This is a genomic window from Dyella silvae, assembly GCF_026421305.1.
Classification (GTDB): domain Bacteria; phylum Pseudomonadota; class Gammaproteobacteria; order Xanthomonadales; family Rhodanobacteraceae; genus Dyella; species Dyella silvae.
Genome location: NZ_JAPJBQ010000001.1, coordinates 38,417 through 54,678, shown reverse-complemented (window position 1 = coordinate 54,678; position 16,262 = coordinate 38,417). Strand labels below are relative to the sequence as shown.

Below are 16,262 nucleotides of genomic sequence, written 5' to 3'. Positions count from 1 at the left end.
CGCAGAGGTACGCTCATGGATATTGCCGCTACCGAATTCCTCTCCGGCCTGCTGGCCATCGTGCTGCTCGATCTGGTGCTCGCGGGCGACAACGCCATCGTGATTGCACTTGCCGCACGCAACCTCCCCCGCCAGCTGCAGAAGAAGGCCGTGCTGTGGGGTACGGTCGGCGCCATCGCCGTGCGCCTGGTACTCACCTGCGTGGTGGTCTACCTGCTGAACCTGCCGGGCCTGATGCTGGTGGGCGGCCTGTTGCTGCTGCCGATTGCCTGGAAATTACTCCGATCCGACGCCAAGCCAGCCCATGAGGCCAGCGCAGCGGGCAGCTTCTGGGCTGCCATACGCACCATTGTGGTAGCCGACGCGCTGATGGGCCTGGACAACGTGCTGGCCATCGCCGGCGCTGCCAAGGGACATATGCTGCTGGTGATTATTGGCCTGGCGATCAGCGTGCCGCTGGTGGTGTGGGGTTCGTCGCTGATTCTTCGCTTGCTCGAACGCTTCCCGATCATCGTTACCCTCGGTGCCGCAGCTATCGCGTGGACTGCCGGGCGCATGATCGCCCACGACATCTGGCTCGCCCCCTGGTTTGAAGCCAACGCATGGGCGGCGTATGCCCTCGACGCGCTGCTGGTGGTGGGCGTGTGTGCGGGAGGCTGGGTCATGCAGCGTCGCCGCCTGCGCCCTCAGGCAGAGGCTTGAGGCACGCGCACCGGGCAGGCGACACTGCAAAGCTTTCATCGAACAAGGAACACATGCATGAAGCTGTACTACCTGCCGGGGGCCTGCTCGCTGGCCGATCACATCGTGCTCGAATGGATCGGCCAGCCCTACGAGGCGCACCGCGTGGAACGCCATGAGCTGGGAACGCCCGAGTACCTGCAGGTCAATCCGGCTGGAGTGGTGCCCGCTTTGCAGGAAGCGGATGGCTGGGTCCTCACCGAGAACGGCGCGATCCTCAACTATCTCGTGGACAAATATCCGCAAGCCGGCCTTGGTGGCGATGGCAGTCTGCGTAGCCGCGCGGAAGTGAACCGCTGGCTCGCCTACATCAACTCAGACCTGCACCCCGCCTTCCGCCCGGTGTTTCGTCCGGAGCGCTTCATCGACGACGAGGCGGCTCAGGATGCGGTGCGCCGCAAAGCCCTCGAGCGGTTGCGCCGCTATTACGAGCGCCTCGATTCTCAGCTGCAGGGCCGCAACTGGCTGGCCGGCACGCGCTCCATCGCCGACCCTTATCTGTTCGTGGTGGTGCGCTGGGCCATGGCCAAGGGCGTGGATCTGAGCGGGCTCGACAACCTCGCCCGCTTCCATCAGCGCATGCTGGAAGATGCCGGCGTCAAGGCGGCCATGCAGCAAGAAGGGCTCTGAGCGGCAAGGCTTCCGCCCGGAGGCACGCACGCTCAAAACGCTAGTACATCATCGGCACGCGCACGGTGACCGTGGCGTCTGGTGTATCGCGCGTCACACCTACACCAAGGGTGAAGTTGAGCGTGCGCTTGTCGTTCATTCGCCACGAGCCACCCAGCAGCAGCGTGCCAAGCACGGTTTTGACCGAGCCTGGCACGGTGTGATTGTTCTGCTTGGTGATACCTACGAAGCTCTGGTCGTAGCCAATACTGATGGACGCTCGTTCATTGAGCGACAAACCCAGGCCTATGCTGAGGTCGGTAACGTCACCGACCTTCACCTTGCCCAGCTCCTCCGTACCACCTAGAAGAATCTTGCGGCTAACGCCATAGCGCGGCACGTTGTAGAGATAACTCACATTGCCGAAGAACACGACCGGGTCGGTGGGATACAACCAGGTGACGCCCGGCTGTATCGACCAGAAACCCGAACCGGTCGGTTGCTGCAGCGGCAACCCCGTACCGGTTGCCTGCAGGTCCACTTCGTTGATCACGCTTTCGACACAGCGGTTGATACAGTCGGTAACGACCTGGAATGGATCCTTGCCCGTGTTCGACTTCACGCGCAGCCACCCGACATAAAACGCCTTATCTGGTCCGCCCACATTGAGCTGATAGCGCACGGTTCCTTCAATGTCACCCAGACCGTGACCACTGGAACCAAACGCGACATTCGTCGCGGTGCCGGTGAAAATTTCGCGGCTGACCGTATCGGTATGCGCGTAGACATAGGGCACACGAATTTCGACTTCGAGCCGATTGGTGATGCCGTAACGGCCCGTCAGCCAACCAATTTGCGTCGTCGTCTTGACCTGTCGCGCATCGATCAGGCCAATGAGAATGGCGGGAATCACCGTATAGCCCACCAGCGCCACGCGGTCGAGCGACGAGTACCCGAACTGATAGGCGGGTTCGATGATGATCCTGCCCTTGGGCGTGAGCACGCCGGGCTGCTGGAAAATAGGCGCGACTTCCGGAGGTCGCGTGTCCGGCTTAGGCGCCTCACCCACCGTCTGTGGACCCGAGGGCGCGTTGGCTGCCACTGCTTGCGCTGCAGGCATGGGTAGCGCCGACGCGCCAGGCCCACCGGCCGAAATACTGCCAGCGCGCTGTTTATCCAGCTCGTCCATACCCACGGCGTGACGCAACGCCTTGTAGTCCGCCTCCTGCTCCGCCAGTGCGCGCTTCATGGCATCGAGTTGTTCCATCTGCGCACTGATCTGGCTCCGCATCGCATCGATGCGTTCGCCCTGCTCTGTTACCTGCTTACGAATATCCGCCGGCGGCGTTGCTGGCGTGGATGCATCTGGACGAGCGGCAACCGTGCTGGCGGCTGCGGGAATCAAGGCGGCGGCCGGTCTGGTCCAATTCGTCGATGCAGACGCAGGCGCCTGGGTCTGTTGCGCGGCCACCGGCACGCCGAGCGTCACCAGCCCTGCACACACCGCTGACCAGAGAGTTCTCCTCGTTGCGTATCGCATCATGCTTCCTCATGGCTCACGGTTCTATGTCCGGCGTCAACCAACACGCTGCAGCGATGAACCGCTGCGTATTGATGGTGGGCAACGACTCCTGTCTGCGGGCGTTCCATAGCGATCAATGTCCCAGCGACTGCAGTTGCGCTTGCTGTAATCCCTCTTGGAAATTCGCTTCGCGGAACGCGTTGAGCGTGTTAACCGTGGTATTGAGCGTGGTGATGCTCTGGATTCTCTGGTTGTTCAGCGTGTTCTGGATCACCGTGCCAGCGGACATGCCACCCAGCGCCGACGGATTGAAGGTGTTGTTGGGGCCCACTTGCGTCAACGACACCGAGTTGAGCGCCGTAGCCATGGTCGTCGCCTGCGCGGCTGTCATGTGCGCGATGTCTGGCACGTAGAAACTGGTGGAGGTGACGAGCTCACCGTTGACGTAAACGGCGCGGTCGATGCCAAACGATGCGACCAGGCCATTGCCCATGTCGTAACCGCCACGCATATCGTCCAGGGTGTCCTGGCTCACCGGCACCCACTGGGTTACGTCGTCCCCCCCTGCGAGCACGGCTGTATCACCCGCCGCAACAACTGCAGAAGACGCAGGCGGCGTGATGGCATCTTGCGCCTTTGCGCCATAGCCGCACGCAAGGAAGATGGCACCGAGGCAGATCAAGCGTATCGTCGATCTCATCGTCATGTCCTCAGAGGTCACCCGGCCCTTTTTTGGGCATGACGGTGTTGAACAGACCATTGTGGTCAATGCCCTCACTGAGCGGCGACGGTGGCGCCACTTTCCAGTCGGTCGGGCTGTTGAATACCGCGAGGTTGCGACGGTTGTGGATGACGAAGACGATCCCGTTCTGCCACAGCGTCATGAACTTGGTGCGTGAGATGACGCGCGTACCGCGTGCGGGGTCGCCCACAAGCACACGATCATTCTGCATGCCTTTGATCACCACGAAATGGTGATAGCCCTTTTCGTCGATCAAGACGATGGCAGGCAAATTCTCCTGCTGGAGCTTATCCAGCGGCACGCGAAAGCCATCCGCGTCAAATCCGTTCGCCCCCAGGAAACGCTTGATATCGAGCAGTGAGAAACCTTCCTTGGAGATCTTTGCCTGATCGCCATGCATGTACATCTGCTCGAAAGCCACCTGCTCATTCATCGGGTAGCCGTACTGATAGGTCAGCAAGGTCGCTACCGCAGCGGAGCCGCAGCTGAAGTCGTATTTCTGATGGAGGGTGCTCTTGTAGCGGGCTTCCTTGAGGCTCGTCAGATGCACCGTATAGTTGCCGCCCTGCCCGCTGACCACTCCCACGGGCGTTGAGGCATGGCTTCCCAGCGGCAGCGCCGCGATGATGATCAGCAGCGCCGCCCGCTTATTCATGGTTTGAACTGTACGTTGAGCACAGTTGCGTTCTGGATCAATACATTGCTGCCGGAATTCTGGATCACCACGGGAACACCCGCGGCGCCGGCAAAAGAGCCGCCGCTGATCAGGTTGTCTCCGGAAATGACGTGATCCGCCGTATCGCTGGTGACGCTGCCCGTAATCGTGGTGTCCTGGATCACCATGGTGCCGCCGCTCATGCCGGCAAGCGCAGTGTTGTCCACGCTCTCGCCCAGCGCGCCGGGCGTGGTGTCGCCAGTCACACGAACCGCTGCCGTGTACACGGCAACCGGCGAATCGGATCCAGTCGCGAGATAGGCCGCGGGAATCTGCGCGTCTTCCGCGTAAAGCGCCGCTGGCGCTATAGCTACGCAGGCGACGGTAAAACCTAGCATCCACTTGAAGGATCGCACGGCAAACCTCCCCGACTTCATGACGTGGGCGTTCGGGCAACGACGCCCCGACCGCTCGAGCTCAGGCGTTTGATGACGTGACCGAACACGGTGGAGCGCGAACGCTCCACCGTGCCGGGCTATTACCTGTTAGTGACTGAAGTTCAGGTTGGCCTGGACATTCACGCTCTGCTGGAGCAGCGATGCCGCACCGCTGTTCTGAGCAATGATCGTGACGCCCGCAGCCGCTGCTGCCGCGTTGTTCATCTGGTTGGACATGTCGAAAGTGCCAGCATCGGCATAGGCCGTTCCGCCTGCGCCGCCAGCACCGCCCGAACCGCCCGAACCAGCACCACCGGTACCGCCAGAGCCAGCACCGCCGGCACCGCCGCTACCCGCCGAAGCGGTCGATGAACCGCTGGTACCGCCAGTGGAGGAAGCAGCGCCGCTAGCTGAGGTCGAAGTACCTCCGGTTGCTGCGCCACCTGTCCAACTGCCGTTGCCACCGGTCGCATTGCCGCTGCTGCCGCTGCCATGGTTACGCGAATGAGCATTGGCGTAGTTGTCGCCTTCGCTATCGCCGCCAAAGGCACTTGCGAATGCACCCGAATCACCACTGGATGCGCCGCTGCCGCCGGCATGACCGCTACGCGAATGAGCGTTGCCGCCATCGCCGCCGTCACCACCGTTACCGCCGATGGCCTTGCCGCCGATGCCTTTACCGCCACGGCCGCCGTCGCCGCCACTGGCGTCGCCGTTGTTCTGCGCCCAGTTGCCAATGCCGCTCACGCCAACATTACTGACGGAGCCCGACAGATCGCTGTTGGCTACCGCAATATTGGTGTTGAACGAATCGGTGAACGAAGCGTTTGCCGTTCCGCCGTTATTAGCTGCGGCGGTGCCCTCGCCAGAAGCGGCCGCATCGCCTGAATTGAAAGCATCCGTGAAGGTCTTAGTGTGCGTGCTCGAGTTGCTGTGGGTGCTCGAGTTGGTACTGCTACTAGTGATGGCACCTGAGTTGCCTGAGTTATCCGTATTGTCCGCGAATGCCGGGAGTGCCAGCCCCAATCCCAGAACAATCGCAGTCGCTATTAGAGTCTTACGCATAGTCATTACTCCTGGAACGATGCGGTGACCCCCTGTGTTGCTGGTCTTGCAAGTCCAGCACGGATTAGTCGCAACATGCATGCCACGTCGCGAATCGGCGCAAGCTCCAGTGCGACAGCCATGAAATCAGGTGTTTGAACGGAATCATGGCCGGTGAGTCTGGCTTCAGTCAGTCACATAAAGGCCCTGGGTGATTCATGCCTGTTACACCCCATCTATCCGCGAGTGCGGCGCCCCGGACATAAACGCGGAGTCATAAGACGATGGATCAATGCGTTACGGCGCATTTCGCAGCTTGAATTCCGCTGTGGAACGGCTGTATCGGATGCGTTACACCGGTGCATACGAAAGGATAGCAATGTCGTACAGGGTCCTGAACCGTAACGAAAGATGCGCGCAAAAAAGGGGGCTAAAGCCCCCTTTTTTCTTACGCCACGCTGTAATTCGGCTCAGCGCTTCTCAATCGGCACGTAAGTCTGGTCTTCCGGGCCGGTGTAGTTCGCGCTCGGGCGGATGATCTTGCCGTCTTCACGCTGCTCGATCACGTGCGCGCTCCAGCCCGAGGTACGGGCAATCACGAACAGCGGGGTGAACATGGCGGTCGGCACGCCCATCATGTGGTACGCGCTGGCCGAGAACCAGTCGAGGTTGGGGAACATCTTCTTCTGTTCCCACATGAGCTTCTCGATCTTCTCCGACACGTCGAACAGGGTTTCATTGCCACCCTCCGTGCAGAGCTTGCGCGAGACCTCTTTGATGATCTCGTTGCGCGGATCGGACACGGTGTACACCGGGTGACCGAAACCGATGATGATCTCCTTGCGCTCCACGCGGGCACGAATATCGGCTTCCGCCTCAGCCGCATTGCGGTAGCGGGCAATGATTTCCATCGCCACTTCGTTCGCACCGCCGTGCTTGGGACCGCGCAGCGCGCCGATGGCGCCGGTGATCGCCGAGTACATGTCCGACCCCGTACCGGCGATAACGCGCGCGGTAAACGTGGACGCGTTGAACTCGTGCTCGGCGTAAAGGATCAGCGACTTGTCCAGCGAGTGCGCATGCAGCTCGCTCGGCTTTTTGCCGTGCAGCAGGTGCAGGAAATGCCCGGCGATGGACTCGTCGTCGGTCTCCGTTTCGATGCGCTTGCCGTTGTGGCTGTAGTGGAACCAGTACAGCAGCATCGAACCGAAGCTGGCCATCAGGCGGTCGGCGATGTCGCGCGCGCCGGTGACGTTGTGGTCATCCTTCTCCGGCAGCACGGTGCCGAGCACCGAGCAACCCGTGCGCATGACGTCCATCGGGTGGGTAGCGGCCGGCAGCAATTCCAGCGCGCTCTTCACCGGCGCAGGCAGGCCGCGCAGGCGCTTGAGCTTGGCGCGGTAGGCATTCAGCTCCGCCCAGTTCGGCAACACGCCGTGCACCAGCAGGTAAGCCACTTCCTCGAAGCAGCCCTTGGCCGCCAGATCGTGGATGTCATAGCCACGGTAATGCAGGTCATTGCCGCTACGGCCCACCGTGCACAGCGCGGTGTTGCCTGCAGCCACGCCTGACAGCGCGACGGATTTCTTGGGCTTGGGAAGGGTTTGTTCGCTCATCGGATACGTCTCCTCAACATGCGACTTTGCCAGCCGTGGCGCACCACGGCCGACGAATGGGGCGGCCGGTCAGGCCTTCTTCTGGCTGGCGAACAGCGCGTCGAGCTTGTCCTCGTAGGCGTTGTAGCCGAGGAAGTCGTACAGGTCCGCGCGGGTCTGCAAGGTGTCGATGATGTTCTTCTGCGTGCCTTCGCGGCGCACCGTCTCGTAGAAGTTCAGCGCAGCCTTGTTCATGGCGCGATAGGCGCCGCAGCAGTACAACGCAATATCCACGTTGGCATCGCGCAGTTCGTCGGTGGTGAAGAACGGCGTGGAACCAAACTCGGTGAGGTTGGCCAGGATCGGCACCTTCACCGCGGCCTTGAAGCGGCGGTAGTCGTCCAGCGTCTTCATGGCCTCGGGGAAGATCATGTCCGCGCCGGCCTCGACATAGGCGCAGGCGCGGTCGATGGCGGCGTCGATCCCTTCCGCGGCGGCGGCATCGGTGCGTGCCATGATGACGAAGCCGTCATCGGTGCGCGCGTCCACCGCGGCCTTCACACGATCGACCATTTCTTCCTTGGGCACTACTTCCTTGCCCGGACGATGGCCGCAGCGCTTCTGGCCCACCTGGTCTTCGATATGCACGGCAGCGACGCCGACGTTGATGAACGAACGGATGGTGCGCGCAATGTTGAACGCGCCGCCCCAGCCCGTATCGATATCAACCAGCAGCGGCATCTGCGTGGCGTCGACGATGCGGCGTGCGTCGGTGAGCACGTCTTCCATGGTCGAAATGCCGAGGTCAGGGATGCCCAGCGAGTTGGCGGCAACACCGCCACCAGAGAGGTAAAGCGCCTTGTAACCCACACGCTTGGCCATCAGGCCGGCGTAGGCGGTGATGGCACCCATCACCTGAAGGGGACTTTCGGCGGCGACGGCGGCGCGGAACCTTGCGCCGGGGGATGCAATCTGGGCCATGAAACCTCCGCTCATAAAGGGGCGATTTTAGCGCAGGGCGTGTTCAAGGGCTGTTGCGCGGCAACATGCATGGTTTCGAACGCTGCGTGTGATGAAAGTGGAGGGCCGCGATCGTCCCACGGCATCACGGACGACGGCCCCCCTCTCTCCGGAGGGGAAAGGGCCAGGATGAGGCGCCATGCTTGCGGCGAGGCACGTCCGTCCCATGGGGACTACCCGCCCGTCATCGCACCACATCCCAGGCAGCGCCAAACCCAAAGACCGGAGCCACCGGCCCCCGCCTACGCCGGGGCGACGCCTTTTATGGAATGGCGAGGCAAGCGTGCCGCGGCCCCCTCTTTCAAAGGGGAGAGCGAAAAACCCATGCGCAATATCAGGTGCCCTGCTCCGGCCCGCGCTCCAGCGCACGCCGCACTTCCTCCAGCGCATTCGGATCATCGAGCGTGGACAGATCGCCCGGATCGGTGTGCTGCACCAGCGCCTGTAGCGAGCGACGCAACAGTTTGCCGGAGCGAGTTTTTGGCAGCGCATTGACCACATAGATGCGTGCCGGTTTGGCGACACCGCCCAGCTGCTCCACCACGCGTTGCTGCATGCCCTTGGCCACCTCCGCCGGCATCTCGGTCACGCCTTGTCTGAGCGTGGCGAACACCACCGGCACCTGGCCTTTCAGCTCATCGTGCACGCCAACCACTGCCGCTTCCGCACAAGCGGGGTGCGTGGATACCGACTCCTCGATCTCGCGCGTCCCCAGGCGATGGCCCGCCACATTGATGACGTCATCGGTGCGGCCGAGGATGGTGGTGTAGCCGTTCTCGTCGCGGATGGCCCAGTCCAGCGAGCTGTACAACAGCTCTTTAAAGTGACTGAAGTAGCTGTTGATGTAGCGCTGATCGTCACCCCACACCGTGGTGAGGCAGCCAGGCGGCAAGGGCGGCACGAATACCAGCACGCCTTTCTGGTGAGGTGGCAGTTCTTCGCCGGTATTTTCGTCGATCACCTTCATGCGATAACCAGGGCTGGGCAAACCCGGCGATCCGAACTTCACAGGCTTGAGGTCGAGCCCCGGCATCAGCGTGATCGCAGGCCACCCCGTTTCGGTTTGCCAGTAGTTGTCGATCACCGGCACGCCCAGGCCGTCGGTAATCCAGTGCGCGGTAGGTTCATCCAGCGGCTCACCGGCGAGGAACAGCCATTTCAGCCGTGACAGGTCGTACTTTTTCAGCCAACTGGCATCCTGTTTCTTCAGCACGCGAATGCCGGTGGGCGAGGAAAACATCGTGCGTACGCCATAGCGCTCGCACAACTGCCACCAGATACCCGGATCGGGATTCGTCGGCAACCCTTCGTACAACAACGATGTTGCGCCACCAATCAACGGCGCATAGACGTTATACGAATGCCCCACGGCCCAGCCCACGTCGGACGTGGAGAACATCACCTGCCCCGGCGAAATATCGAACACCGTAGTGATCGACAACGCCATCGCTACCGCGTAGCCGCCCACATCGCGCTGAATGCCTTTGGGTTTGCCCGTGGTACCCGAGGTGTAAAGCAAATAGCTCGGCTCGTTGGATTCGAGCCACGTCACCGGCACCTCCGCGCCCTCGTAGGAGGCACGCAAGCTCGCGTAGTCGAGATCGCGCCCGGCGACACGCGTCATCTGCGGATCAAGACCGCGATCGACGATCAACACGTTTGGCGGCTGGTGCCGGGCCTCTTCCAGCGCGGCATCTACCAATGGCTTGTAGGGAATGACCTTGCCGCCGCGCATGCCGGCATCGGCCGCAATCAATAGTTTGGGTTGTGCGTCATCGATGCGCAGTGCGAGGTTGTGGGCCGCAAAACCCCCGAACACGACGGAATGGATCGCGCCGATGCGCGCGCACGCCAACATCGCGAATACCGCTTCGGCGATATTGGGCATATAGATGACGACGCGGTCGCCCTTGCCCACGCCCAGCGATGCCAGCACCGCGGCAAAGGTATTCACCTCGCGATAAAGCTCGCGATAGGTGAGCTCGCGCGTCAGTCCGGTCTCGGTAGAGATGGCCACCAGCGCCAGCTGACCGCCACGTTCTTCTAGGTGACGATCGACAGCGTTGTAGCAAAGATTGGTGGTGCCACCGACAAACCAGCGCCGGAATGGCGGGTTGGACACGTCGAGAATCTGCCGGGGTGGTACATGCCAATAGATGCGCTGCGCCTGCTCGGCCCAGAACGCCTCCGGCTGCTCCACCGAACGCTGATAAAACGCCTCATAACGCATCGCTGACACCTTCGCCTCATGCTATCGATCTAGCCTAGATCAGCAGCGGGAAACGGGCCTTGCGACCTTGGTCGAGCATTGTCATGGGTGATGGCGGCGACGGCCATCACCCATGCCGAGCCATCAGAGGCAGGATACCGCCGCGTCGCGATAGGCGGGGTTGTATTCCTTCTTCGTATCCTGCGTCTCGTACATCATCACCTGCGCGCCCGTGCCATCCGGCGTCACGCTGATCAGCTCCTTGGCGCCGGATTTGTCGGTCGCCGACAAGGTGCCCTCTTCCTTCTTGGAGGAGGTGCTGACCTGAGCCGTCGCGGACCACTTCGTCTGCACGCACTCCAGATAGGTCGGAATATCCTTGTGAGTGCGGCTGCTCATCTTGGGCGTGGTGTCGCGCACGCCATGAACGCCGCCGCAGGCAGCCAGGAGCACACAGCAGGTGGTGATCGCAATAAGTTGCTTCATATCCATATTCCAGTCGACGATTCGCTGATTTAACCATAGATGCGGTGTCACACGGAGAGGCTTGACCCTCACGTAACGTGAGCCCCCAGAGTGCCCGGCACGCAACGAGGACACCCCATGGAACTGACAGTAGGCGAACTTGCGCGGCGCAGCGGACTCACCGTCCGCACGCTGCACCATTACGACGCCATCGGCCTGCTGGTGCCCTCGCTGCGCTCCGCTGCCGGCTATCGACTCTACGACCGGGCGAATATCGAACGCCTGCATCGTATCCAGGCCTTGCGCCAGCTGGGCCTGTCGTTGGCTGACATCGGAAAAGCCCTGTCCGGGCCTGAGCTGCCGCTGGCCGAACTGATCGACCGTCAGCTGGCACAGATTGATCGCGAGTTGGCACGTGCCGCACGGTTACGCGGCAGGCTCATTCAGTTGCGTGCGCAGCTGACCTCCGGACAGCCCCCTGATCTGGCCGAATGGCTGGACACCCTGGAGCTGATGACGATGTACGAGAACTATTTTTCCGCCGAGGAAATCAAGCAACTGCCACTGCTTCACGACGCAGACACCCGCGCCGAATGGAGCGCCATGGTCAGCGCGGTGCAGGCAGCGTTGAATCGTGGCGTTTCGCCGGAGGCGCCCGAAGCACAGGTCCTCGCTATGCGCTGGATGCGCACGCTGTATCGGGACACCGGTGGCAATCCGGATTTTCTGGTGCGCCTCAACACCATGCACGACAACGAACCGGGTTCATGGGATGCCATGGGGGTCACGACAGCCATGCGGCGCTTCGTGGAGCAAGCGTTCGTGGAGGGCCGGCTGGCGATCTACCAGCGCTATCTGAAGCCCGCGGAGTTCGCCTTCATGCGCGAACACTACGGCGCGACGTTCAACGAATGGCCGCCGTTGCTGGTCGCATTGCGCAAGGCGATGACCCATGGCGTGCAGCCACATGACACCGAAGCCCGCGCACTCGGCAAACACTGGATGACGCTGTTCTGCAGTTACGCGGGCACCGATCCGGGCACGCACGAACGCATCCGCGAAGCCCACGCAAAAGAGCCGGACCTCACCGAGAGTTCGTGGGCAGACGAGGCGCTGATCGGTTACGTGAGGAGCATCCTTGCCACGCTACAAGCCGCGCCGCGCACCCACTAAGGGGTTCCGAAACAACAAGGGCGGCACATGGCCGCCCTTGTCTCAGCATCAACAACTGTTCGCTTACTTCTTGGCGAACAGGTGCTCGACGCCAGCGCGCTCTTCGCGCAGTTCCTTGTCGGTGGCGTCCATGCGGGCGCGCGAGAAGGCATTGATGTCCAGACCCTGCACGATCTCGTACTTGCCGTTCTTCACGGTCACCGGGTAGCCGTAGATCACGCCCGGCGCGATGCCGTACGAACCGTCGGACGGGATACCCATCGAAGCCCAGTCACCTTCTGCGGTGCCCAGTGCCCAGGTACGCATGTGGTCGACCGCGGCCGACGCGGCCGATGCGGCCGACGATGCGCCACGCGCCTTGATGATGGCCGCGCCGCGCTGCTGCACGGTCGGGATGAAGTCGCTTTCGTACCAGGCCTGATCGACCAACGACAGCGCCGGCTTGCCGCCCACGGTGGCGTGGTGCAGGTCCGGGTACTGGGTGGAGCTGTGGTTGCCCCAGATGGTCATCTTCTTGATGTCGGTGTTGTGCTTGCCAGTCTTCTCGGCCAGCTGCGACAGCGCACGGTTGTGGTCCAGGCGCACCATCGCGGTGAAGCACTTCGGATCCAGATCCGGAGCGTTCTGCTGAGCGATCAGCGCGTTGGTGTTGGCCGGGTTACCGACCACCAGCACGCGCACGTCGCGCTTGGCGTGATCGTTCAGGGCCTTGCCCTGCGGGCCGAAGATGGCGCCATTGGCTTCGAGCAGATCCTTGCGCTCCATGCCCGGGCCGCGCGGACGCGCACCGACCAGCAGCGCGTAATCCACATCCTTGAACGCGACGTTGAGGTCGTCGGTGGCCACGACACCGGCCAGCGTCGGGAACGCGCAGTCGTTGAGTTCCATCACCACGCCCTGCAGGGCGGGCAGCGCCGGGGTGATTTCCAGCAGATGCAGGATCACCGGCTGGTCCGGACCCAGCATGTCGCCCGCGGCAATGCGGAACAGCAGGGCGTAACCGATCTGGCCGGCAGCGCCGGTAACGGCAACACGAACGGGGGCTTTCATCGGAGAAACTCCTTCAACTTGGCTAGTGCTTACAAAAGACAAGGCCCATGCCACGCGGCATGGGCCCCAAGATCATCAGGTCAGTTCAGCAAAGAACGCCTGGATACGTTCCAGCCCAGGCTGCAATTGTGCCGTGGGACAGGTGTAGGAAATGCGCATGGCGCGCTCTTCACCGAAGGCCGAGCCCGGCACGCAGGCCACGCCCTTGGCTTCGAGCAGCGCAGCGCAGAACTCAACGTCGTTGTTGATGCGCACGCCGTTGTGGCTCTTGCCGAACGCCACCGAAATATCGGGGAACGCGTAGAACGCGCCCTGCGGATAGGGGCACACGACGCCGGGAATCGCGCGCAGCGCATTGACGACAACGTCACGCTTGCCGGCGAATTCCTTGCACTTGGCCTCGGGCACATCCTGCGGGCCGCTGAATGCGGCGACGGCAGCCGCCGTGACGACCTCAGGCACGCTGGTGATGTGATTGGAATTGAGCGTGGTGATGGCCTTGGCCACGTTCTCGGGGCCGGCGATGAGGCCCACACGCCAACCCGGCATGCCATAGGTCTTGGACACGGAATCGACGAAGATCAGGCGATCCTTCAGCTCCGGCTTCACGTGCACGAAGTTGTGATAGCCGATGCCGTCGAACACCATCGAGTTGTAGATGTCGTCAGTGATGATCCAGGTGTCCGGATACTTCGCCAGCACCTCGGCCAACGCGGCGATTTCATCGCGCGTATAGACCATGCCCGTCGGGTTGGACGGATTGTTGAACAGGAACACCTTGGGCTTGCGCACGAGGGCAGCATCGAGCTGCGCAGGCGTGAGCTTGTAGTTCTGCTCCGGGCCGCAATGCAGGATGTTGGCCTTGGCGCCCAGGATGTCCGCGATATCGCGATAGGTGGTCCAGAACGGCGCGGCAAAGGCGATTTCATCGCCCTCGTTCAGCAGCGCTTCGCCGAGGTTGTACAGCACCTGCTTGGCACCGATGCCGATCGACAGGTTGTTGCGGCCGTAGCCCTTGAAGCCAAGCTTTTCGATGTGCACCAGAAACGCGTCGAGCAACGCATCCGCACCGCGGTTGCTACCGTACTGACCGGTGTCGTGCTGGAGCGCTTCGCGTGCGGCGGCATACACATGCTCGCCAGGAAGGAAATTGGGGACACCGATGGAGAAGCTGATGATGTCGCGACCGGCAGCCTTGAGCTGCTTGGCCTTTTCGGCGATGACCATGATCGCGCTGGGTTTGGCGCGACCGACACGCTGGGCGAGCTGGGGCATGACTTCCTCTTGTGCGGGGGAAAGACATCAAACCCGGCAATTTTAGCATGCGGCGGCGCGTCATCTGCCGCCCCCGGCGTCATCGGATGGTCGAACCCCGCATGAGGGGCGTGCGCGAGCGCCGCGCTGAGGGCATCATGGGCGCGCCAGAACCGTCCCACCCGGAAGGGACTGGGCGCATGGCAGGGGCCCGCGGGATGCGGGCCAGCCGTTTCGAACAGGAGACCTTTCCAACACTCACCAAGGACATACGAGTATGCATTGGTTATGGGTAATCATTGTCGGTCTGGTCGTAGGCATCATCGCCAAGGCGGTAACCCCGGGCAAAGAGGCCATGGGGTGGATTATCACCGCCCTCCTCGGCATTGCCGGTTCGTTCATTTCCACCTACGTCGGCGAGAAGCTGGGATGGTGGCCGGAAGCCGGTTTCATGCACTTCGTCGGATCGATCATCGGCGCGGTCGTGTTGCTCGTGATCTATCACGCGCTGTTCCGTCGCGGCGCTAGCTCCTGACGCAGACATCCCCGACGATGCATGGCGCATCGTCGGGGTCATGTCCAACTTGCATCAGGCAGCGTTATTGCCGCCGCCAAACAACTTGCCCGCCAATGAGGCAAGCGACCCCAGATCCAGCCCACCCTGTGCCGGCACCTGACCATCGGGCGTAAGGTGATCGACAGCGTGCGGCAGCACTTGCGAAAGCTGACCCAGCAACTGGTTCTGATCGACACCCAGCTTGCCTGCCGCTTCCTGCACCAGCGAACCCAGGCCGCCGTTCTGCAGCGCCTGACCCAGTTGCTCGCCTGAAACCGCCTGGTTGGCACCGGTGCCCACCCAGGATTGCGCGGCGTCGCCCAACCCATGTTGCTGCAGCATGGCCACCAGGCCCTGCACGCCGCCGGCTTTTTCAATCAACTGACCTGCCACCGAAACCAGCGTGGAACCGCCGGCCTGATTGCCCTGAACTGCACCGAGCAAATCATTGAGAAATGACATGACTACATCTCCTTGGGAATGGGATGGCGCACATCGTGTGTCGTGTGGAGCCCATCGATTCTAGGCCGCCGATGCCTCTGCCGCCATGACAGCAATGCACAAAAAAAGCCGCCGATTCCAGAGAATCGGCGGCTTCTTCACATCAGCTGCACGTTTGCGCTCAGCCGCGCTCGTCGAGCACCGTGTTCCATTCCTTCACGCGGTCAGCCTGGGCGGCCAGCAGCGCATCGACGTCGCCTTCCACGATGACCTTCTCGATCACGTCACCCTGGCGGATGGCGTCGACCACCGCCTGATCTTCCGCACTCAGCACTTCGCCGAACACGCTGTGCTTGCCGTCCAGCCACGGGGTAGCACCGTGGGTGATGAAGAACTGGCTGCCGTTGGTGCGCGGACCGGCATTGGCCATCGACAACACGCCCGGCTTGTCGTGGCGCAGCGACGGATTGAACTCGTCCTCGAAACGGTAGCCCGGACCACCGCGGCCACTGCCTTCCGGGCAGCCGCCCTGCACCATGAAGTCGGCAATCACGCGGTGGAACGACAGGCCATCGTAGTAGCCACGACGAGCCAGGTTGACGAAGCTGGCCACGGTCACCGGGGTCTTGTCGTCGTGCAGACGCAAGTGGATCGGGCCGCGGTTGGTGTTCATGGTGACGTTGATGGTCATCGGAAATCCTTGTTTTCAAAAACAGGGCGCAACCACAGGCGCCCTGCGGGCCGGCAAG

At 62.2% G+C, this 16,262-nt stretch carries 16 protein-coding genes and 1 pseudogene; 4 read left to right on the top strand and 13 right to left on the bottom strand.

Features of this window, described 5'->3' with window-relative positions; translation table 11 throughout:
* The first annotated feature begins 15 nt into the window (after positions 1–15).
* Together OQE56_RS00265 and OQE56_RS00260 are read left to right on the top strand one after the other, a co-directional pair.
* Positions 16–702 carry a TerC family protein gene (locus OQE56_RS00265; RefSeq protein ID WP_267220427.1) on the top strand — a complete coding sequence of 229 codons (687 nt, stop codon included), beginning with the start codon at positions 16–18 and terminating at the stop codon, positions 700–702.
* 57 nt (positions 703–759) lie between these two features.
* Complete coding sequence (locus OQE56_RS00260; protein ID WP_267220425.1) at positions 760–1,371, top strand: glutathione S-transferase family protein; 612 nt, start codon at positions 760–762, stop codon at positions 1,369–1,371.
* A gap of 40 nt (positions 1,372–1,411) precedes the next feature.
* Here the strand turns inward: OQE56_RS00260 and OQE56_RS00255 are convergent, their stop codons facing one another.
* From OQE56_RS00255 to OQE56_RS00215, 9 genes are all read right to left on the bottom strand, one after another.
* Positions 1,412–2,893 carry an acetate kinase gene (locus OQE56_RS00255; RefSeq protein WP_267220423.1) on the bottom strand — a complete coding sequence of 494 codons (1,482 nt, stop codon included), beginning with the start codon at positions 2,891–2,893 and terminating at the stop codon, positions 1,412–1,414.
* Positions 2,894–3,005: 112 nt separating this feature from the next.
* On the bottom strand, positions 3,006–3,572 hold the full coding sequence (locus OQE56_RS00250; RefSeq protein WP_267220421.1) for a hypothetical protein: 567 nt from the start codon (positions 3,570–3,572) through the stop codon (positions 3,006–3,008).
* A 10-nt stretch (positions 3,573–3,582) separates the two neighbouring features.
* A complete protein-coding gene (locus tag OQE56_RS00245) occupies positions 3,583–4,269 on the bottom strand; it encodes a C39 family peptidase (RefSeq protein WP_267220419.1) in 687 nt (228 codons plus the stop codon).
* On the bottom strand, positions 4,266–4,685 hold the full coding sequence (locus tag OQE56_RS00240; protein ID WP_267220417.1) for a hypothetical protein: 420 nt from the start codon (positions 4,683–4,685) through the stop codon (positions 4,266–4,268). The genes OQE56_RS00245 and OQE56_RS00240 overlap by 4 nt, the downstream gene beginning before the upstream one ends.
* 129 nt (positions 4,686–4,814) lie before the next feature.
* Positions 4,815–5,771, bottom strand: coding sequence for a hypothetical protein (locus tag OQE56_RS00235; protein ID WP_267220415.1), 957 nt, complete (start codon positions 5,769–5,771; stop codon positions 4,815–4,817).
* 449 nt (positions 5,772–6,220) lie between these two features.
* Positions 6,221–7,366, bottom strand: coding sequence for a bifunctional 2-methylcitrate synthase/citrate synthase (gene prpC, locus OQE56_RS00230; RefSeq protein WP_267220413.1), 1,146 nt, complete (start codon positions 7,364–7,366; stop codon positions 6,221–6,223).
* A gap of 69 nt (positions 7,367–7,435) precedes the next feature.
* Positions 7,436–8,326 (bottom strand): methylisocitrate lyase, encoded by an 891-nt coding sequence (prpB, locus tag OQE56_RS00225; RefSeq protein ID WP_267220411.1) that lies wholly within the window; start codon positions 8,324–8,326, stop codon positions 7,436–7,438.
* A 373-nt stretch (positions 8,327–8,699) separates the two neighbouring features.
* Positions 8,700–10,604, bottom strand: coding sequence for a propionate--CoA ligase (prpE, locus tag OQE56_RS00220; protein WP_267220408.1), 1,905 nt, complete (start codon positions 10,602–10,604; stop codon positions 8,700–8,702).
* Positions 10,605–10,718: 114 nt separating this feature from the next.
* The gene (locus tag OQE56_RS00215; RefSeq protein WP_267220406.1) at positions 10,719–11,060 is read right to left on the bottom strand and encodes a hypothetical protein; all 342 of its coding nucleotides are present in this window, start codon (positions 11,058–11,060) and stop codon (positions 10,719–10,721) included.
* A 117-nt stretch (positions 11,061–11,177) separates the two neighbouring features.
* Here OQE56_RS00215 and OQE56_RS00210 point away from each other — a divergent pair, with 117 nt between their 5' ends.
* Complete coding sequence (locus OQE56_RS00210; protein WP_267220404.1) at positions 11,178–12,212, top strand: MerR family transcriptional regulator; 1,035 nt, start codon at positions 11,178–11,180, stop codon at positions 12,210–12,212.
* Positions 12,213–12,275: 63 nt separating this feature from the next.
* Here the strand turns inward: OQE56_RS00210 and OQE56_RS00205 are convergent, their stop codons facing one another.
* Positions 12,276–13,262, bottom strand: a complete 987-nt coding sequence (locus tag OQE56_RS00205; RefSeq protein ID WP_267220402.1) for a malate dehydrogenase — start codon at positions 13,260–13,262, stop codon at positions 12,276–12,278.
* A 75-nt stretch (positions 13,263–13,337) separates the two neighbouring features.
* On the bottom strand, positions 13,338–14,537 hold the full coding sequence (locus OQE56_RS00200) for a pyridoxal phosphate-dependent aminotransferase (RefSeq protein WP_267220400.1): 1,200 nt from the start codon (positions 14,535–14,537) through the stop codon (positions 13,338–13,340).
* Positions 14,538–14,793: 256 nt separating this feature from the next.
* Here OQE56_RS00200 and OQE56_RS00195 point away from each other — a divergent pair, with 256 nt between their 5' ends.
* Positions 14,794–15,051, top strand: a complete 258-nt coding sequence (locus OQE56_RS00195) for a GlsB/YeaQ/YmgE family stress response membrane protein (RefSeq protein WP_267220398.1) — start codon at positions 14,794–14,796, stop codon at positions 15,049–15,051.
* 54 nt (positions 15,052–15,105) lie between these two features.
* On the opposite strand, the pseudogene OQE56_RS00190 reads toward OQE56_RS00195, so the two are convergent.
* Positions 15,106–15,540 (bottom strand): annotated as a pseudogene (locus tag OQE56_RS00190) (YidB family protein); the annotation flags it as partial.
* Between the two features lie 154 nt (positions 15,541–15,694).
* Positions 15,695–16,204 carry a peptidylprolyl isomerase gene (locus tag OQE56_RS00185; RefSeq protein WP_267220394.1) on the bottom strand — a complete coding sequence of 170 codons (510 nt, stop codon included), beginning with the start codon at positions 16,202–16,204 and terminating at the stop codon, positions 15,695–15,697.
* Positions 16,205–16,262 lie beyond the last annotated feature (58 nt).